At 68.1% G+C, this 17,593-nt stretch carries 17 protein-coding genes; 9 read left to right on the top strand and 8 right to left on the bottom strand.

Annotated elements, in window-relative coordinates:
* Window positions 1–7: 7 nt before the first annotated feature.
* A complete protein-coding gene (locus ACWCOV_RS09170) occupies window positions 8–1,690 on the bottom strand; it encodes an ABC transporter substrate-binding protein (protein ID WP_449828715.1) in 1,683 nt (560 codons plus the stop codon).
* A 163-nt stretch (window positions 1,691–1,853) separates the two neighbouring features.
* Window positions 1,854–2,903: a LacI family DNA-binding transcriptional regulator gene (locus ACWCOV_RS09165; protein ID WP_449828714.1), complete on the bottom strand. Its 1,050-nt coding sequence runs from the start codon at window positions 2,901–2,903 to the stop codon at window positions 1,854–1,856.
* A 231-nt stretch (window positions 2,904–3,134) separates the two neighbouring features.
* Between ACWCOV_RS09165 and ACWCOV_RS09160 the strand changes: the two genes are divergently transcribed.
* Complete coding sequence (locus ACWCOV_RS09160) at window positions 3,135–4,328, top strand: ROK family transcriptional regulator (protein ID WP_449828713.1); 1,194 nt, start codon at window positions 3,135–3,137, stop codon at window positions 4,326–4,328.
* On the opposite strand, the gene ACWCOV_RS09155 is transcribed toward ACWCOV_RS09160, so the two are convergent.
* Window positions 4,325–5,557: a ricin-type beta-trefoil lectin domain protein gene (locus ACWCOV_RS09155; RefSeq protein WP_449828712.1), complete on the bottom strand. Its 1,233-nt coding sequence runs from the start codon at window positions 5,555–5,557 to the stop codon at window positions 4,325–4,327. The two genes, ACWCOV_RS09160 and ACWCOV_RS09155, sit on opposite strands and share 4 nt — an antisense overlap.
* 214 nt (window positions 5,558–5,771) lie before the next feature.
* Here ACWCOV_RS09155 and ACWCOV_RS09150 point away from each other — a divergent pair, with 214 nt between their 5' ends.
* From ACWCOV_RS09150 to ACWCOV_RS09135, 4 genes are all read left to right on the top strand, one after another.
* Entirely contained in the window at window positions 5,772–7,664 is a 1,893-nt protein-coding gene (locus ACWCOV_RS09150) for a ricin-type beta-trefoil lectin domain protein (RefSeq protein WP_449828711.1), read from the top strand.
* Entirely contained in the window at window positions 7,664–9,034 is a 1,371-nt protein-coding gene (locus tag ACWCOV_RS09145; protein WP_449828710.1) for a ricin-type beta-trefoil lectin domain protein, read from the top strand. Before ACWCOV_RS09150 ends, ACWCOV_RS09145 begins: the two co-directional genes overlap by 1 nt.
* 138 nt (window positions 9,035–9,172) lie before the next feature.
* Entirely contained in the window at window positions 9,173–9,994 is an 822-nt protein-coding gene (locus ACWCOV_RS09140; RefSeq protein WP_449828709.1) for a MerR family transcriptional regulator, read from the top strand.
* Between the two features lie 3 nt (window positions 9,995–9,997).
* Complete coding sequence (locus ACWCOV_RS09135; RefSeq protein ID WP_449828708.1) at window positions 9,998–10,351, top strand: VOC family protein; 354 nt, start codon at window positions 9,998–10,000, stop codon at window positions 10,349–10,351.
* On the opposite strand, the gene ACWCOV_RS09130 is transcribed toward ACWCOV_RS09135, so the two are convergent.
* Window positions 10,348–11,106, bottom strand: coding sequence for an AlkZ-related protein (locus ACWCOV_RS09130; protein ID WP_449828707.1), 759 nt, complete (start codon window positions 11,104–11,106; stop codon window positions 10,348–10,350). The two genes, ACWCOV_RS09135 and ACWCOV_RS09130, sit on opposite strands and share 4 nt — an antisense overlap.
* Window positions 11,107–11,216: 110 nt before the next feature.
* On the opposite strand from ACWCOV_RS09130, the gene ACWCOV_RS09125 reads away from it, so the two are divergent.
* The gene (locus tag ACWCOV_RS09125) at window positions 11,217–11,840 is read left to right on the top strand and encodes an antibiotic biosynthesis monooxygenase family protein (protein WP_449828706.1); all 624 of its coding nucleotides are present in this window, start codon (window positions 11,217–11,219) and stop codon (window positions 11,838–11,840) included.
* Window positions 11,841–11,889: 49 nt separating this feature from the next.
* On the opposite strand, the gene ACWCOV_RS09120 is transcribed toward ACWCOV_RS09125, so the two are convergent.
* Both ACWCOV_RS09120 and ACWCOV_RS09115 read right to left on the bottom strand, forming a co-directional pair.
* Window positions 11,890–12,195 carry an ArsR/SmtB family transcription factor gene (locus ACWCOV_RS09120; RefSeq protein ID WP_449828705.1) on the bottom strand — a complete coding sequence of 102 codons (306 nt, stop codon included), beginning with the start codon at window positions 12,193–12,195 and terminating at the stop codon, window positions 11,890–11,892.
* A gap of 25 nt (window positions 12,196–12,220) precedes the next feature.
* Window positions 12,221–12,793: a TetR/AcrR family transcriptional regulator gene (locus tag ACWCOV_RS09115; protein ID WP_449828704.1), complete on the bottom strand. Its 573-nt coding sequence runs from the start codon at window positions 12,791–12,793 to the stop codon at window positions 12,221–12,223.
* An 18-nt stretch (window positions 12,794–12,811) separates the two neighbouring features.
* Here ACWCOV_RS09115 and ACWCOV_RS09110 point away from each other — a divergent pair, with 18 nt between their 5' ends.
* Complete coding sequence (locus tag ACWCOV_RS09110; RefSeq protein ID WP_449828703.1) at window positions 12,812–13,573, top strand: SDR family oxidoreductase; 762 nt, start codon at window positions 12,812–12,814, stop codon at window positions 13,571–13,573.
* A 329-nt stretch (window positions 13,574–13,902) separates the two neighbouring features.
* Here ACWCOV_RS09110 and ACWCOV_RS09105 read toward each other — a convergent pair whose 3' ends face one another.
* Window positions 13,903–14,562, bottom strand: coding sequence for a response regulator transcription factor (locus ACWCOV_RS09105; protein ID WP_449828702.1), 660 nt, complete (start codon window positions 14,560–14,562; stop codon window positions 13,903–13,905).
* Between the two features lie 100 nt (window positions 14,563–14,662).
* Window positions 14,663–15,946 carry a sensor histidine kinase gene (locus ACWCOV_RS09100; protein ID WP_449828701.1) on the bottom strand — a complete coding sequence of 428 codons (1,284 nt, stop codon included), beginning with the start codon at window positions 15,944–15,946 and terminating at the stop codon, window positions 14,663–14,665.
* A 133-nt stretch (window positions 15,947–16,079) separates the two neighbouring features.
* Here ACWCOV_RS09100 and ACWCOV_RS09095 point away from each other — a divergent pair, with 133 nt between their 5' ends.
* Both ACWCOV_RS09095 and ACWCOV_RS09090 read left to right on the top strand, forming a co-directional pair.
* Window positions 16,080–16,757: a DedA family protein gene (locus tag ACWCOV_RS09095; protein ID WP_449828700.1), complete on the top strand. Its 678-nt coding sequence runs from the start codon at window positions 16,080–16,082 to the stop codon at window positions 16,755–16,757.
* Between the two features lie 58 nt (window positions 16,758–16,815).
* Window positions 16,816–17,430 carry an NADPH-dependent FMN reductase gene (locus ACWCOV_RS09090; RefSeq protein ID WP_449828699.1) on the top strand — a complete coding sequence of 205 codons (615 nt, stop codon included), beginning with the start codon at window positions 16,816–16,818 and terminating at the stop codon, window positions 17,428–17,430.
* Window positions 17,431–17,593 lie beyond the last annotated feature (163 nt).

Genomic DNA, 17,593 nt, shown 5'->3' with positions numbered 1-17,593 from the left:
GTCGGCGTCACTGGGCGCCGGCGGGCTTCAGGTTCAGGACGATCTGCAGCGCGTTCTGCTGGGTCGGCTGGGCAGGCGCGTACTGGTTCTGCTCGTCCGGCCAGCCCTCCCAGTTTTTGGTGCTGTAGAGACCGCCGACGTTCGAGGCCGAGGTCGGCACGACCGGCATCTGCTCGACCATGATCTTCTGCAGCGTGTTCAGCGCCGCGGTCCTGGTCGCGTCGTCGGTGGCGTTGGCGTACTGGTCCAGCGCCTTGGTCGCCTCCGGGCTGTTGAACCGGCCGTAGTTGCCGCTCACGCCACCCTTGCCGACCGGCTTCAGGATCTTGCCGTCCATGATGTTCTGGTAGATGTCGTACGGCGTCGCGCCGCCGTTGGTCCAGTGCATCCCGGCATCGAAGTTGCCCTCGTCGAACGCCTTGAACCAGGCGTCCTGGTTGGCCTTGTCGACGGTCGCCTTGATGCCGATCGTGGACAGGTTGTCCTTGATGATCTCGAGGTCGGTGATGTAGTCGGACCAGCCGGCCGGGTCGGTCAGCGTGATCGTGACCGGCTTGCCGGTCGGGTCCTTCAGCACGTCGCCCTCGAGCTTGAAGCCGGCGTCGGCCAGCTCCTTCTTGGCCGCCTCGACGTCGACCGAGTGCAACTTGCCCTTGAACTCGGGCGCGATGAACGACTCACCGGCCGGGGTCGGGATCCCGGTGATCGACTCGACCTTCGGGTAGAAGTAGCCGGCCTCACCCTGCATGAAGATGTCGTCGCGGTTGATCACCTTGTCCATCGCCCGCCGCAGCGCCGGGTTGTCGAAGGGCTTGCGGGTGGTGTTGATCCACAGTCCGTGGATGCCGAGGTTCGCCGGGAACCACAGCTTGTGGTGCTCGGGGTCCTTGTCCTGGTAGACGGCCTTCACGTTCGGGACGAAGACGAAGCTCCACTCCGACGCGCCGTTGGCCAGCGCGGTGGTCTGCGCGTTGTTGTCGTTGTACGACGTGTAGCGCAGCTCCTTCACCTTCGGCAGGTCCTGCCAGTACGAGTCGCGCACCGTCAGCGTGGTCGTCTGCGGGGTGAACGACTTCACCGTGTACGGGCCGGTGCCGATCGGGCTCTTCAGGGTGTCCTGGCTCGGGTCCTTCAGCGTCGACCACTGGTGCTTCGGCACCACGAACACGGTCAGGATCTTGTTCTGGTTGACGAACTGGGACCGGGTGAAGGTCAGGTCGACCTTGTTGCCGGCGGCGGTGATCGTGCCGTACGGGATGGCGTCCTGGTTCAGGCCCTCGTTGTCCTTGCGGAGCTGGAACGAGTACGCGACGTCGTCGGCCGTCATCGGCTTGCCGTCGGAGAACTTCACGCCGTCGCGGATGGTCAGCGACAGCTTGGTGAAGTTGTCGGCCCACTTCCACTCGGTGGCCAGCCAGGGCTTGCCCGGCTCGGTGGGCTTGATCCCGTTGATCATCACCAGCGGCTCGAAGATCATCCACCGGTACCCCAGCGAGGCACCCGAGGAGGAGCCGAGGAACGGGTTGTGGTTCTCGGTCTGCGGGCCGTTCGGCATCCCGACGTTCAGCACCGTGGCGGCGCTGCCGGATCCGCTGGTCGTGGTGCTCCCGTCCCCGCTACTACAGGCAGCCAGCGTGGCTGCCGCGAGCAGGCCCGTCAGGGCCAGCGCGACTGTGCGTCGTGCTCGCATCGGTTCCTCCTGTGCATCTGTTGGCGGATGCTCACGCCTGAGCCGCGTGAGCGAGTGCATCGTGGCGTGAGAACGCTCTCATGGGAAGAGCGAACGCCTTAACGGATCGATCTCGGGGGTTCGCCGGCGGCGGGACAGGGGCAGCTGCCCCGCCGCCGGAGTCTCAGGAACGCCGGTGTCTCGGGGCGGGTTTCGGCGATCTCGACGGTGTCTTCTTCGGGGCGGTTGAGCTGCGGACCACGAGCGTGGTCGGCAGCACTTGGGGGTCCTCGGGCAGCGGGGTGCCGCCGAAGTACCCCATCAGCATCCGGGCCGCCGCCTGGCCCATCTGGCGCATCGGCTGATGCACCGTGGTCAGCGGGGGCTCGGTGTGCTCGGCGTACGGGATGTCGTCGAACCCGACCACCGAGACGTCGTCCGGCACGTTCCGCCCGGCCTCCCGGACGGCCTGGATGGCGCCGCCGGCGGACAGGTCGTTGTGGGCGAAGATCGCGTCGAACCCGAGTTTCTGGTCCAGGGCGTGCTGGACGCCGCGGCGGCCGCTCTCGTGGGTGAAGTCGCCCTCGAACACGAGCCGCTGGTCGAGCTCGATCCCGGCTTCGGCGTAGGTGTCGCGGAAGCCGTCCAGGCGTTCGTGCGTGCAGCCGAACCGCTCGACGCCGGTGATCACCAGCGGGCGGTGCCGGCCGAGCTCGATCAGGTGCCGGGCCGCCGACTCGCCGCCGGCCCGGTTGGTGGTGGCGACGGACGGGAACTGCGGCCGCTTGGCCCGGTCGTCGATCAGTACGACGGGCAGGCCGCGCGCGTGCAGTTGCTCGATGTAGGTGAGCGTGCCCTCGGGTTCGATCACCAGCAGGCCGTCGAACGACTGGGCCGAGACCTGGGAGGCGAACTGGTGCATCGACTCCTCACCCCGGTTGAACGTGAACAGCAGCAGGCCGTAGCCCTCGCTCTCGACCACGTCGACGGCGCCCTGCAGGACCTCGCCCATCCACGGCCAGGTCAGCGACGGGACGAGCATGCCGACGATCCGGGTCCGGCCGCGGGCCAGTCCGACCGCGCGGGCGCTCGGCACGTAGCCGAGCTCGGCGATCACCTGGCGGACCCGCTCGGCGGTGCGCAGATCGAGCTCACCCTTGCCGTTGAGGACGCGCGAGACGGTCGTCTTGCTGACGCCGGCACGCGCTGCGACATCGGCGATGGTGATCGACACGGCACTGCTCCCCTCGGGCGGGTGGGGCGCCGGCGTGGTCGGCCGGAACCGGTTTCGGAAGCGGTTCCGTAGAGTGAATCCGAGGGCTCGGCCGCCGTCAATCACGGGACGGTAACGAATCAGGTCTTAGTTCACGACCTGTACGAAGCCCGTCTTCCGGGCTGCCGGTGCGGCGTGATGAACTTCGCGTGAGCGGCCTGCCTGAGGCCGGACCAGGTAGGGGTAGACGGCATGGATGTACGGCGGACCACTGTGCGCGACATGCGGCGGTCCAACCGGGCGGCGCTGCTGACCACCATCTACCGGGAGGGCCCGCTCAGCCGGCACGAGCTGGGTCTGCGCACGTCGCTGAGCGCCGCGAGCGTGAGCAACCTGGTCAGCGAGCTGATCGCCGAGGGCGTGGTCGAGGAGGCCGGATCGGTCGACTCCGAAGGCGGTCGCCCGCGCGTCCTGCTGCGGGTCGCGCCCACGTTCCGGTACGTCGTGGGCGCCGAGGTCGGCGAGACCCGGGTCAAGGTCGAGTTGTTCGACCTCGCGATGAACGTCCTGGCGAGTGCCGACCACCCGATCGACGCACCGCAGCCCTCGGTGGTCGTGAAGCACGTGCTGGAAGGGCTTTCGACGGTCATCGCCTCGTCCGGCGTCCGGTCCGACCTGATCCTCGGGGTCGGCGTCGGGGTCGCCGGTGTGGTCGAGGGCAACGCCGTCGTCGATGCGCAGACGCTCGGCTGGGACGCCGTACCGCTGCGGCAGATGATTGCCGAGGGCACCGAGATCCCGATCCAGGTGGACAACGGCGCGAACATGCTGGGCCAGGCCGAGATGTGGTTCGGCGCCGGTCGTGGCGCGACGGATGCGGTGGTGGCGCTGGTCGGGTCCGGGGTCGGCGCGGCGTTGGTTGCCGACGGCTCCAGTTATCGCGGAACCCGTAGCAGCGCAGGCGAATGGGGCCACATGACGATCGCGTACGGCGGTCGCCAGTGCCGGTGTGGGGCGCTTGGCTGCCTGGAAGCCTATGCCGGCGCCGAGGCCGTCCTCGAGCGGTACCGGGAGGCCGGCGGAACCATCTCGGCGACCGACGAGGAGGCTGCCTTCGTCGAGTTGCTCGACGCCGTCGGTACGTCGGAGGTCGCGGCAACGATCGTGGACGAGACGGTCGGGTACCTGGCCGCGGGCGTCGCGAATCTGGTGAACCTGGTCAACCCGGAGCGGATCGTGCTCGGCGGATGGGCCGGACTGTTGCTGGGGGAGCGGTACTTGGACGACCTGCGGTCGGCTGTTGGTCAGCACGCGTTGCGGCAACCGTACTCGCAGGTGTCCATCGAGCTGTGCGAACTCGGCAGGGACGCGGTCGCCCTGGGCGCCGCGACCCTGCCGGTCCTCCGATTGCTACGCGACGGCGGCGTTGTGCCAGCGCGTAACTAGACGTTCCACTTCTGGTTGGCTGCTCCGCTGCAGGTCCAGGTCTGCAGTGGGGTTGCGTTGGCCGAGTTGTTGCCGGTGACATCGAGGCACTTGTTGGCCTGTGGGTTCACCAGGTCCCGGCCGGACGTGTAGACCCATTGCTGGGCACCGGTTCCGTTGCAGGTCCAGAGCTGCACTTTGGCGCCGTCGGCAACCGATCCGGCGTTCACGTCGAGGCACTTGCCCAGGGCGCGGATGGTGCCGTCACCGGGACGGGTCCACTGCTGGGCGTTGGTGCCGTTGCAGTCGTAGAGCTGGACCGGTGTGCCGTCCGCGGTGTTGGCGGCGGCGACATCGACGCACTTGCCGGCCAGGCCGGTGATCGGTGTGCCGCCTGAGCTGCTGCCGAGCGTGGAGACGCGGACGTAGTCGATCGTCATCGTCTGCGGCAGAACCGTCGTACCGTCGGGGTATCCGGGCCAGTTCCCGCCGACCGCGACGTTCATGATCATGAAGAACGGGTGGTTGAAGACCCACTGGTTGCCGTTCAGGTCGGCCGGCGTACGGCGCTGGTACTGCACGCCGTCGACGAACCAGGTGATCGAGTCCGGCGCCCAGTCGACGCGGAAGGTGTGGAAGTCGTCGGCGAACGCCCACCCGTTCGGATGGTTGTAGGCCGCGCCGATGCCGCCGGCGCCCGCGTACCCCGGGCCGTGGATCGTGCCGTGCACGGTCGCGGGCTCGCGGCCGATGTTCTCCATGATGTCGATCTCGCCGTCGTTCGGCCAGTTGCCGCCGCCGAGCATCCAGAACGCCGGCCAGATCCCTTGGGTCCTGGGGATCTTGATCCTTGCCTCGAACCGGCCGTAGGTCTGGGTGAAGGTCTGCGCGGTGAGCAACCGGGCCGACGTGTACTCGCAGGTGCCGTAGTGGCACTGGTGGCCGCCGCTCTCGCGGCGGGCGGTGATCACCAGATTGCCGTTGCCGTCGAGCGCGGAGTTGCGGGTGCTGTTGGTGTAGTACTGGCGTTCGTTGTTGCCCCAGCCGGAGCCACCGATGTCGTACCGCCACTTCGACTGGTCGGGCGCCTGGCCGGCGGGACCGTCGAAGTTGTCCTCCCAGATGGTCGCCGTCGGTGCGGCGGCCGCCTGGGGATCGGCGTTGGCGGGGGACTGGAGCAGTGCGGCGCCGACCAGCGCGGCACCGATCGCGACGAGCGCCGTGATGCGGGAACGCTCATGATGCCTCATTTCTCGCGGGGGCGGTCGGGAGACAGGGCTCGGCCGGATCTTGCTGTGAGAACGCTTTCACGTCAAGGTCGGGACTAAATAAAAGACGTGAAAAAAGCGCGGTTCCACCGTTGACACGTTCATATACGGATGGTTACCTCTTGCTGACCACCTGTTGCGGCGCGGGCAGACGCCGGAACCTCTGAAACCCTTCTAGCCAAGGGAGAACCGCCCCATGCCCGCGAACGGGATACTTCGTCGCGCCCGCCCCTGGCGACGACGCCTCCTGCCGGCCGCGGTCGCCGCCACGTGCGTCGCCGCTGTCCTCAGTGTCGGAAATCCGCCACCCGCCCAGGCCGCCGGTGAGCAGGTGAACATCTGGCTGACCACCACGAACGACTCGGCCGGTCGGAACGTCACCCGCGGCCTGCAGCAGCAGACGCCGGTCACCTTCGGCCCGGCCGGCGGCACCGCGAACCAGACCATCACGGTCAACGAGAACACGACGTACCAGTCCTTCGAAGGCGGCGGCGCCTCGTTCACCGACAGCGCTGCCTGGCTGCTCAACAGCAGCAACACGATCACCGCGGCCACCCGCGACCAGGTGATGCGCGACCTGTTCGACCCGGTGAACGGGATCGGGCTCGCCTTCACCCGCAACCCGATGGGAGCGTCCGACCTGGCCCGCTTCAACTACTCGTACGACGACACGTGCTGCGACCTCAACGACTTCAGCATCAACCACGACCTCGCAGACGTCGTACCGCTCACCAAGAAGGCGCGGCAACTCAACCCCGCGCTGAAGGTGAAGGGCGCGCCGTGGAGCTCGCCGGCCTGGATGAAGGACAACAACAAGTTCACCAACCGCGGCTGGCTGAAGTGGGAGTACTACCCGATGTACGCCCAGTACTTCGTCAAGTACGTCCAGCAGAACGAGGCCCAGGGCAACCACATCGACTACGTCTCGGTGCAGAACGAGCCGACCTGCTGCGGCACCGACGACACCGGCTACGCGTCGATGAACTGGAACGGCTCCGGCCTGCTCGAGTTCACCAAGAACCACCTGATCCCCGCGTTCCGAGCCGCCGGTCTCACCACCAAGGTGATGATCCTGGACTACAACTGGGGCAACTACAACGACCTCGGCTCGGTGCCGCTGGCCGACGCTGCGCTGCGCAATGACCCGCTGTTCGGCGGCATCGCGTGGCACGGGTACGGCGGTGACGTGAACCTGCAGACCCAGGTGCACAACCAGTACCCGGCCGTGAACCACTACATGACCGAGCACTCCGGCGGGACCTGGATCGCGAACCAGCAGGTCGAGGACATGAACAACCTGATCGACTACACCCGGAACTGGAGCAAGTCCTGGGTGAAGTGGAGCCTCGCCCTCGACCAGAACCACCTGCCGTACGTCGGCGCCGGGTGCAACGTGTGCACGGGTCTGGTGACGGTGCAGCGTGGCGGCAGCCGCGCGGGCCAGGTGGACAAGACGGTCGAGTACTACACGATGGGCCACCTGACGAAGTTCGTGAAGCCGGGCGCCGTCCGGATCGAGTCGAACGCCAACAGCGCGGTGAAGAACGTGGCCTGGAAGAACCCGGACGGGTCGAAGGCGCTGATCGCGTTCAACACCACCGGGAGCTCGCAGTCGGTGCGGGTGAACTGGGGATCGCAGTCCTTCATCTACACGCTGCCGACGAAGACGTCCGCGACGTTCACCTGGTCGGGTTCGCAGAGCGGTGGCGGCACGGGTACGGCGATCACCGGACTGGCCGGGAAGTGCATCGACGTGGCCGGAGCCAACAGTGCGGACGGGACCGCCGTACAGCTCTATGACTGCAACGGTACGACGGCCCAGCAGTGGACTCGGCCTGGTGACGGGACGATCCGGGCCCTCGGCAAGTGCCTGGACGTGAGCGGCGGGTCGGTCGCCGACGGTGCTCGCGTGCAGCTGTGGACATGTAACGGCAGTGGTGCTCAGCAATGGACCTATACGAGCGGAAGAGATCTGGTGAATCCACAGGCGAACAAGTGTCTTGACGTGACCGGCAACAACTCCGCCAATGCGACACCGCTGCAGACATGGACCTGCACAGGCGCTGCGAACCAGAAGTGGACCGTCTGATGCGGCGGGTAGCGGCGGCAGCCGCGGCCGTCGTGCTTGGCGCCGGGCTGTTGGTTGTTTCATCCCCGGCTCAGGCGGCGACAGGCACGATCACCGGGCTGGCCGGCAAGTGCGCTGATGTTGCTGGCGCCAACAGTGCGGACGGGACCGCCGTACAGCTGTACGACTGCAACGGTACGACGGCTCAGCAGTGGAGCCGCTCTGGTGACGGGACGATCCGGGCCCTCGGCAAGTGTTTGGATGTGAGTGGCGGTTCGACGGCGAACGGCGCTCGGGTTCAGCTGTGGACGTGCAACGGGAGCGGTGCCCAGCAGTGGACTTACACGTCCGGGCGCGACCTGGTGAATCCGCAGGCGAACAAGTGTCTCGATGTGACCGGCAACAACTCGGCCAACGCGACACCGTTGCAGTTGTGGTCGTGCACCGGCGCGGCGAACCAGAAGTGGAACGTGCCGGCAGCCGACGACGGCCCGCCGCCGACCGGTGGCGCGCCGATGGCGGCGGCGCCGTACCTCTATCAGGGCTGGGGCAGCCCGCCGAACCCGGCGACCGTGATGAACGCGACCGGGGTCAAGTGGTTCACCATGGCGTTCATCCTGTCCAACGGGTACTGCAACCCGATGTGGGACGGTCAGCGGCCGCTCACCGGTGGCGTCGACCAGCAGGCGATCAACGCGATCCGTGCGAACGGCGGAGACGTCGTGGTGTCGGTCGGCGGCTGGTCCGGGAACAAGCTCGGTCAGAGCTGCAGTAGTGCCGGTGAGCTGGCGGCGGCGTACCAGAAGGTGATCAATGCGCTGTCGCTGAAGGCGTTCGACGTGGACATCGAGGCGGGCGAGTTCACCAACGCGACCGTCCGGCAGCGGGTGATCGACGCGCTGAAGATCGTCGAGCAGAACAACCCGGGGATCGCGACGTACCTCACCTTCGGTACGTCGACCACCGGGCCGGACGGCGACGGCCAGGACCTGATCCGGCGCGGTGCGGCGTCCGGGCTGAACCTGGACGGCTGGGTCATCATGCCGTTCAACTTCGGCGGCGGTACGACGAACATGGCCACGCTGACCCGGCAGGCGGCCGACGGGCTGAAGAACCGGGTCCGGGACGCGTACGGGCTGAGTGACGACGCGGCGTACCGGAAGATCGGCATCTCCTCGATGAACGGCACCACCGACGTCGCCGGCGAGCGGGTCAACCTGTCCGACTTCGAGTCGATGCTGTCCTACGCGTCGCAGCACCACCTGGCGCGGTTCACCTTCTGGTCCGTCAACCGGGACCGCCCCTGCACCGGCGGCCCCGCCGACAGCTGCTCCGGAGTCCCCCAGCAACCCTGGGACTTCACCAAGGTCATCGGCCGCTACCGCGGCTGACCCACCGGCCACCGGCCACCGGGCAGACCGGCCATCCGGTGGGAGCAGCTCCTTCTTTCCACCCCGCCCCGCGACGCGCAGCGTCGTGGGGCGGGGTTTGTTTGACTCTCCGGCTACCGGAGGGTGGAAGGTTAGGGCATGACGGCGACCGTGACCGTGGGCGAGTTCTCCCGCCTGACGCATCTCAGCGTGAAGACCCTGCACCACTACCACGAGATCGGGCTGCTCGCGCCCGCCTCCGTCGACTCGTCGTCCGGCTACCGCCGCTACGACACAGCTCAGGTCGACACCGCCCTCCTGATCCGCCGGCTCCGCGAGCTCCGCATGCCGCTTCCCGAGGTCCGCCAGCTCGTCGAGACGAGCAACGACTCCGACCGCGAGGAGACGCTCCGCGGCCACCTCGGGCGCATGGAGCAAGAGCTCGCCCACACCCGCGAGGTCGTCACCTCCCTGCGCGAGATGCTCACCCCGGGCCAGCCGGCGCTCGACGTGGAGTACCGCTTCATCCCCGCGTTCCGCGCGTACGGCGTCCGCGACCAGGTCGAGCGCGAGCTGATCGGTCCGTGGTGTGAGCGAACCTTCCGCCGGCTGGGTGAGGTCGGCATCGCGCGCGGCATCTTCGCCACGTCCGGGGCGACGTACAGCGACGAGTTCTTCACCGAGGACACCGGCGAGGTGGTGGCGTTCCTCCCGGTCGCCCCCGACCAGGAGCCGGCTGACGGCGTCGAGCTGGTCGACCTCCCTGGTGGGTTCTTCGCGATCGCCGTACACACCGGACCCCTGACCGACTTCGACCGCACGTACGGCGCGCTCGGAAGTCACGTCGCCGAACACTGCGAGGTCGCCCCCGGACCGATCCGGGAGCTGTACGTCGTCAGTCCGGGCGACGTCGACGACCCAGCCGCCTGGCGAACCGAAATCTGCTGGCCGATCCAGCGCATCCCCGCACCGAAAGGCTGAAACATGTCCGTCTCCATCGCACAGGTCACCATCGACAGCGACAACCCGCGCGACCTCGCCGCGTTCTGGTCCGCCGTACTCGAGCAGGAGATCGACGACTACGGGAACGAGTTCGTCGCCACTGTGGGCCGGGCCGCCGGGAGTGGCACACCGCTGATGTTCATCAAGGTCCCCGAGGGCCGCAACGGCAAGAACCGGCTGCACCTAGACCTCGCCACGGCCGAGTGGTCCGCCGAGATCGACCGCCTCGTCGGCCTGGGCGCCAAGCGCCTCGACGAGTACGACGAGTTCGGCACCCACTGGATCACCTTCGCCGACCCCGAAGGCAACCTCTTCGACCTCGCCGAGATCCGCTAGGCCGTTCGGTAGCGGTTGCCGTCGAGCGTCGCCCGGCCCTCGTCGACCAAGTCGTCGAGGTGAGCTCGTGCCTGTGCCACCGGCCACCGGAAGGCACGGCCGAGCTCGCCGGGCGTCGTCTGCAGCATCGTGTTCAGGAAGCGCTCGGTGGCTCGGGCGTGGTCGGGTCCGCCGCCTACCTCGAACTGGTCGCAGGTGAGGGTGATCAGGGCGGCGGGCCAGCCGGAGGCGCCCTCGTGGACGCCGGCTGTGGTGATGAGAAGGCCGCGCTGGAGCTCGGTGATCGCTCGCTGGTAGCGGCCGCGGTCGCCGATCAGGGCGCGGAGGGTTGCGCTCGGCAACGGCTCGGCGGCGACCGCCTTGGCGATCTCGTGGGCTGCTGGCGACAACTCGAGCGACTCGTGGTCGCTGGGGTCGCCGGCGGCCGGGTAGAGCGCTTTGAGGAGATCCGGTGCGAGGAACGATCCTCGGCCGCCGAGATAGGCGCCGTACCAGGCAAGTCCCTGGCGTGGGAGCTCGTCCTTCCAGGTCCAGATGCGCTGCTCGTTCGTCCCCATGCCTTCGCCGAACGGCGGCTCGTCCTCGCCGGCCACCGCCTCCCACAGTGACGGTACGGCGGCACGCGGTGCCGGGAACAAGGCCGCGAACCCGACGTCGTCGACGAACGCGGCGGCCCGCTTGATCGACCCGACCCTCCGCCCCCGGACCCACCAGCGGGTGGCGCGCGCCCGGCCGAGCTCGACGTCCGTTGTCATCGGCCCAGTCAATCACTGCTGGGGATTGCCACGGCGGGGTGAGCGGAGCAGTGTGGGTTCCGACCGGTGGCGCCACCGGGGCGCTGCCCTGAGGGGTAAGGGGGTGGATCGTGTACGCGCGTTCCACCACGATCTACGCAAAGCCGGGGTCGATGGACGCCGGCATCGCGCAGGTGCGCGACGAAGTGATGCCCATGATCCTCGAGATGGACGGCTGTATCGGGCTGTCCATGCTCGCCGACCGGGAGTCGGGCCGGTGCATCGCCACCAGCGCCTGGCAGTCGGAGGAGGCGATGCGGGCCACCGACGAAGGGCTCCGGTCCGTCCGCGAACGGATCGCCGAGACGATGGGCGCCGGCAGCCCCAAGGTCGAGGAGTGGGAGATCGCCGTACTGCACCGCGACCACCGCTCGGGTGAGGGCGCCTGCGTCCGCGCCACCTGGGTCAAGGTCGACCCGGCGAACCTGGACCGGTCGATCGACGTCTACAAGATGGCCTCACTGCCGCGGATGGAAGACCTGGCCGGCTTCTGCAGCGCCAGCCTGCTCATCGACCGCGCCTCCGGTCGGGCGGTCTCGTCGGTCACGTACGACAGCCAGGAGGCAATGGACAGCAACCGCGAAGCCGCTGCCTCGATGCGGTCGGCCACCACCAAGGAAGCCGGCGCCGAAGTCCTGGACGTCTGCGAGTTCGAACTGGCCATCGCCCACCTCCGCGTCCCCGAACTCACCTGACCCCCACGCACCCCGCACGGCCCGGAACCCCCTCCGGGCCGTTCGTCGTTCAGTCCATCGTTTCGAGGTGGGCTTCGAGGGCATCCAGGCGGGAGCGCCAAAGGTCGCGGTAGGGCTCGAGCCAGGCGTCGATCTCGGCCAGTGGGGCCGGTCGCAGCCGGTACCAGCGGCGCTGGGCGTCCTGGCGGACTTCGACCAGCCCGGCATCACGCAGTACCTTCAAATGCTTCGACACGGCCGGCTGGCTCATCGACAGTTCCTCGACCAGATCGCCGACCGGGCGCTCTCCACTCCGCAGCAGGTCCAGGATCTCCCGCCGCCGCCCCTCCGCGAGCACTTCGAACGTACTTGCCATACAAGGAATATACGTCGATCCACCCTCAGAGCGGGTGGCCGAACGTCGCCGTGAACGCTTCCTCGAACAGCCTGCGCAGGTCCGGCTCACCATCCTCGGCAGCCCACCGGAGCAGCGCGATGTGGGCAACTCCCAGACACGCGCTCGCCGCGGCGCGCGCCTGGAACTCGCTCGCGGGATCGTCAGACCCGGCAGTCAAAGCAGCGACGAGCGCCTCCTGGGTGGCGTACTGGCTGTCGAGGTGGCGGGCCCGCAGAGCCTCGGTCGCGATCATCAGCCGCAACCGGGCGAGGTGAAACTCCTTGTCCGCGATCGCCTGGTCGTACGTCTTGGTCAGGGTCCGAGCGATGCGTACGACGAGGGGCTCATCGGCCCGTAGTTCGGTGACGATCGCGGCGGCCTGTTGGTCGAAGTCGTCGTACAGGACCAGGTCCTCCTTCGTGGCGAAATGCCGGTAGACCGTCATCGCCGAGACGCCGGCCGCTTCGGCGACGTCGTTGACCGTGGTCGCGTCGTACCCGCGTTCCATGAACAGCCGGATCGCCTGTCGCTGGATCGTGTGCCGCGTCTCGCTGCGACGACGTGCCCTCAGGTTCATGTGATAGATACTAACATCATGAGAGTATCTAACACTTCTGGCCGGGTGGCGTTGGTGACCGGAGCCTCGCGGGGTATCGGGCGAGCGATTGCGGAGCGGCTGGCCGCGGACGGGGTTGAGGTCGCTGTGCACTACAACAGCGACAAGGCCGGAGCCGAGGAGACGCTGACTCGGATCGGTCGCGGGTTCCTGATCGGGGCGGAGCTCGGGGTGCCTGGTGATGTCGACGACCTGGTGTCGCGGCTCGAGGCCGGTTTGGCGGGTCGGCCGCTGGACATCCTCGTGAACAACGCCGCCGCCCCTCCGGCCGGTCCGATCGAGACTGACACCGTCGAGGCGTTCGACCACCTGTTCGCGGTCAACGTCAGAGCGCCGTACTTCCTCGTCCAGCGCGCGCTGCCGCTGCTCCGGGACGGCGGCCGGATCATCTCGGTCTCCTCGGTCGCCACCCGCATGGCGAACCCAACCCAGACCTCCTTCGCCATGACCAAGGCCGCCCTCGAAACCATGACCCTCACCCTCGCGCAGGCCCTGGGGCCACGGGGCATCACCGTCAACGCCGTAGCCCCCGGCGCCACCAAAACCGACGCCAACGCGGCCTTCTTCGACGCCTCCGGCCTGACCGACGCCATCACCGCCCTGACGGCCCTCAACCGCCTCGGTCGCGCCGAGGACGTCGCCGACGTCGTCGCCTTCCTGGCCTCGGACCAGGCCCGCTGGCTGACCGCCCAAACCCTGGAAGCCTCCGGCGGCCTCTTCCTCGGCCCCCAAACCTCCTAACCCACTCCCGCCGCATCACACAGCCCGAGCACCGGCTGGCCGAGCTGGGGCTGCGGGATCGGGCTCACGACACCTGCTCCGGAACGCGCTTGGCGTCCTCGTGCGGCTGCCGCAACGCGCTTGGCCTCCTCGCGCGGCTGCCGCAACGCGCTTGGCCTCCTCGCGCGGCTGCCCCATCACCGCTGCGCCGCGCGGAACCTCGTTGCCGCTGTTCTTGAATGGCCTTGTTGCGGCTCAGTGTCGCGTAGGACCTGCGCGTTCGTTTCGGCGCGGCGGCGCATGGGAGCCTGCGGGCACGCTGCAACTTCCGCGCTTGGGCTGGGGCGGTGTCAGCTGGTGAGATAGGTGACTACGGCTCGGATTCGGCGGTTGTAGCCGGGGGTGTGGGTGAGGCCGAGTTTGTCGAAGATGGCGTTGGCGTGTTTCTCGACGGCGCTGGAGGAGATGAACAGGCGCTCGGCGATCGCGCTGTTGTTGTGCCCCTCGGCCATCGCGGCGAGGACGTCGCGCTCTCTCGCGCTCAGCCGCTCCAACGGATCGGTGTGGGTGGTGCGGGACAGGAGTTGCCGCACCACCTCCGGATCCAGTGCTACCCCACCGGATCCGACCCGCTCGAGCGCTTCGAGGAACTCCTCGACCCGCATCACCCGATCCTTCAGCAGGTAACCGATCCGCGCCTGCCCAGAGGTGATCAGCTCACTCGCGTACGACCGCTCGACGTACTGCGACAACACGAGAACCCCCACCGACGGCCAGGTCTCTCGGATCGCCAGCGCGGCCCGCAGTCCTTCGTCGGTGTGGGTCGGTGGCATGCGTACGTCGACGCACACAACATCAGGCAGCACCCCGTCATCGGCACCCGCCCGCACCGCCGCCACCAACGCATCCCCGTCGCCGACCGCCGCCGGCACCTCATGCCCTTCCTCGACCAGCAGCCGAACCAGACCTTCCCGCAGCAACGTCGAGTCCTCCGCCAAGATCACCCGCACAGGTCCTCCTCCGGTCCAGCCGCCGAAGGAGCAGCCGATGAGTGCTTTCTGGGCAGGCAGATCGGGCGTCCGAGAGGGACACGCGGTGTCATGGTCGGGTTCATGCGGTCGGCCGGTCTGCTGGGATGGCTGCCACCTGCGGGTCTGCGGGTTTGGGGATGGTGCACGGGAACTCGGCGTGGATGGTGGTGGGGCCGCCGGGTGGGCTGGTGATGGTCAGGTGGCCGTCGGTGGCAGCGACTCGACCGGCCAGGCCGGTGAGGCCGCGGCCATGGGGGTCGGCGCCGCCGCGGCCGTCGTCGGTGATGGTGATCAGGATGCGCGCGTCGTCCGGGCCGTGCGTGGAGTCGGCGCTGTGCGTGGAGTCGGCGGCGAGCGCCGTACTGGTGAGGGTGAGGTCGATGTGGGTGGCGTTGGAGTGTTTGGTGGCGTTGGTGAGTGCCTCGGAGATGACGAAGTACACCGCCGTTTCGAGGTCGGGTGCTGGGCGGTCGGGGAGGTCGTAGCTCAGCCGCACCGGGATGCTCGAGCGTTCGGCGAGGACGGCTATAACGTCGCGGAGGCCGAGTTGGTCGAGGACGGTTGGGTAGACCCGCCACGCGACGTCGCGGAGATCCGCGAGCGCAAGCTCGGACTCCTCGTGGGCCTGGCGGACCAACTCGGCGGCCTGGGCCGGGTCGCGGGTCCGGCGGGCGCGGCTGAGAAGCAGGCCGAGGGCGACCAGGCGTTGCTGGACGCCGTCGTGCAGGTCGCGCTCGATCCGGCGGCGTTCGTCGTTCACCACCTCGACCACCTCGGCCCGGCTCACGGTCAGCTCGGAGATCCGGCGGGTCAGCGTTTCCTCCACGGACGGCACCAGGTAGCGCCTGGCGAGCCGGGTATCGAGGTCGACGACGCCGATCAGGCCCATCACGTTCAGATAGAACAGTAGGGCGCCGGGAACCGCGGCAACCGCGAGCGTGGCGGTGCTGACCCGGCCGGCACTCTCGATGAAGCCCCAGGTCCCGTCCAGGGCCCAGGCGCTGATCATCGTCCCCGCGACCACCAGCCCGTACAGAAGTAGCAGCACCACGAGGCCGCCGAGCCCGCCGATCGCCCACCTTCTGAGCACATACCCATACGCCGAACGGTCGGTGAACGGGCCGAGGTCTCCGATGCCGTGAAACGTGCCGAGCCGGCGCTGCTCCACCCTCGCAAGTTGCCGTGCGCAACGATGATTGAAGGCCTCGACCGAGCGCCGCGCGCGCGGTGTCGCGACGACCGGAACCAGTACGAGAGCCGACAGCAGAACAAAACACAGCTCGACGACGGCCGTGAGCGTGCCGGACATCAGACCCGCCAGGGTCGCGATGCTCCGTCGCAGGAGGCCTTGTCGTTGCCGCATGCCCGCAAGAGTAGTGGGCACAGGACAAGAAGAAACTGCGGTTTTCCTCAGTTCTGTACTGTGGAAAATCCCAGCAAAAGACGGCGGTTGGCTTCAATGTGCGGACATCATCCGCGCGCCTACCGTCGTCGGCATGTTCACGACGAATCAGGTGATGATGACCGCGCTGCAAGCGACGCACGAGCCGACCGGAGGAGTGGCCGGATGGGCGATCGGCTTGATGGAGAAGCTCGGTGCGCCGGGCGCCGGGCTCGCGGTAGCGCTGGAGAACTTGTTTCCGCCCCTGCCCAGTGAGGTGATCCTGCCGCTGGCCGGCTTCGCCGCCAGCCGGGGTGATCTGGGCCTCATCAACGCGATCATCTGGACCACGATCGGCTCGGTCGTCGGCGCGCTGGCTCTGTACGGCGTGGGCGCGGGATTGGGGCGCGATCGGACCCGGGCGCTGGCGGCGAAGTTGCCGCTGGTCAAGGTGGAGGACGTCGACAAGGCCGAGGACTGGTTCAACCGGCACGGTCCGAGGGCGGTGCTGATCGGGCGGTTGGTGCCGGTGGTGCGGAGTCTGATCTCGGTGCCGGCAGGCGTGGAGCGGATGTCGGTGCCGCTGTTCCTGATGCTGACCGCGGTCGGCAGCCTGACCTGGAACTCAGTGCTGATCGTCGCCGGGTACCAACTCGGTGAGCGGTGGCACGTCGTCGAGTCCTCGGTGGGCGTCTTCCAATGGGTCGTGATCGCGGGTGCGGTGGCGGCGGTGACGTGGTTCGTGGTTGTCAAGGTTCGGGCCATGCGTTCGGAATCTGAGAAAGTCAAGTAGGACGCTCGACTTTAGCTAGTCTCGATCCATCACTGCCGAAGCTCAGGAGATGGGTCAGATGCCCTCAGTCGCGTTCGAACCGCAGGTCGTGCCGGATCCGCCGGTGTGGCCGCAGTCTGTCGTCACCGTGGTGGGCAACCCGCGGGCCGGCTCGCGGACAGCGGTGGCCGCCGCGTCCGTTGCCGAACTGCTCGCGTCTGAGCTCGGTACGCCGTACCGGATCGATGAGCTCGTGGATCTGGTGACGTTCGCGCCGGCGATCTTCGAGGGGGATCACGCGGGAGAGGAGCAGCGGGCGGCGCTGGAGAACGCGATCGATCTGGTGTCGTCGGCGTCGGTGCTGGTGGTGGGGACGCCGGTGTACAAGGGCAGCTATACGGGGTTGCTGAAGAGCTTTCTGGATGTGCTGAAGCCGCAGGCGTTGGCGGGGGCGGTGGTGGTGCCGGTCACCGTGTCCGCGGCGCCCAGCCACAAACTGCTGGCCGATCAGCACCTGCGCCCGGTGCTTGCGGAGTTGGGCGCGAGTGTGCCGGTGCCCGGCGTGATCCTGGAGGAGCGAGACCTCGAGGACCTGCAGGTAGTCCTCTCCGGCTGGATCCGCGAAAACGCCGGCATCGTCCAGGCCACCACCATCGCCCTACAACCGGTCGCCGAGCCAACCCCTGCACGCTAGCGCCGCCGCCGGGCTCGCGGAGCCAAGCCCGCGCCTACGGGCTGTCGTCGGGCACGCGGAGTCAAGCGCGCATTCGGGCTGTCGTCGGGCTCGCGGAGCCGCTTTCCGCGCCCTGGAGTTGGCGCGGGGCCAACGGATTCAGCTGTCGCACGCGGTCGGCGGT

It is taken from the genome of Kribbella sp. NPDC002412 (assembly GCF_053592935.1).
Note: the sequence above shows the minus strand (reverse complement) of the source record. Positions and strands in the feature narration are given on the sequence as shown.

Bases quoted from the DNA above. Each gene is read 5' to 3' on its own strand.
- ACWCOV_RS09170 (WP_449828715.1), bottom strand. From the start codon at position 1,690: ATGCGAGCACGACGCACAGTCGCGCTGGCCCTGACGGGCCTGCTCGCG.
- ACWCOV_RS09160 (WP_449828713.1), top strand. From the start codon at position 3,135: ATGGATGTACGGCGGACCACTGTGCGCGACATGCGGCGGTCCAACCGG.
- ACWCOV_RS09155 (WP_449828712.1), bottom strand. From the start codon at position 5,557: ATGAGGCATCATGAGCGTTCCCGCATCACGGCGCTCGTCGCGATCGGT.
- ACWCOV_RS09150 (WP_449828711.1), top strand. From the start codon at position 5,772: ATGCCCGCGAACGGGATACTTCGTCGCGCCCGCCCCTGGCGACGACGC.
- ACWCOV_RS09145 (WP_449828710.1), top strand. From the start codon at position 7,664: ATGCGGCGGGTAGCGGCGGCAGCCGCGGCCGTCGTGCTTGGCGCCGGG.
- ACWCOV_RS09140 (WP_449828709.1), top strand. From the start codon at position 9,173: ATGACGGCGACCGTGACCGTGGGCGAGTTCTCCCGCCTGACGCATCTC.
- ACWCOV_RS09135 (WP_449828708.1), top strand. From the start codon at position 9,998: ATGTCCGTCTCCATCGCACAGGTCACCATCGACAGCGACAACCCGCGC.
- ACWCOV_RS09130 (WP_449828707.1), bottom strand. From the start codon at position 11,106: ATGACAACGGACGTCGAGCTCGGCCGGGCGCGCGCCACCCGCTGGTGG.
- ACWCOV_RS09120 (WP_449828705.1), bottom strand. From the start codon at position 12,195: ATGGCAAGTACGTTCGAAGTGCTCGCGGAGGGGCGGCGGCGGGAGATC.
- ACWCOV_RS09115 (WP_449828704.1), bottom strand. From the start codon at position 12,793: ATGAACCTGAGGGCACGTCGTCGCAGCGAGACGCGGCACACGATCCAG.
- ACWCOV_RS09110 (WP_449828703.1), top strand. From the start codon at position 12,812: ATGAGAGTATCTAACACTTCTGGCCGGGTGGCGTTGGTGACCGGAGCC.
- ACWCOV_RS09100 (WP_449828701.1), bottom strand. From the start codon at position 15,946: ATGCGGCAACGACAAGGCCTCCTGCGACGGAGCATCGCGACCCTGGCG.
- ACWCOV_RS09095 (WP_449828700.1), top strand. From the start codon at position 16,080: ATGTTCACGACGAATCAGGTGATGATGACCGCGCTGCAAGCGACGCAC.
- ACWCOV_RS09090 (WP_449828699.1), top strand. From the start codon at position 16,816: ATGCCCTCAGTCGCGTTCGAACCGCAGGTCGTGCCGGATCCGCCGGTG.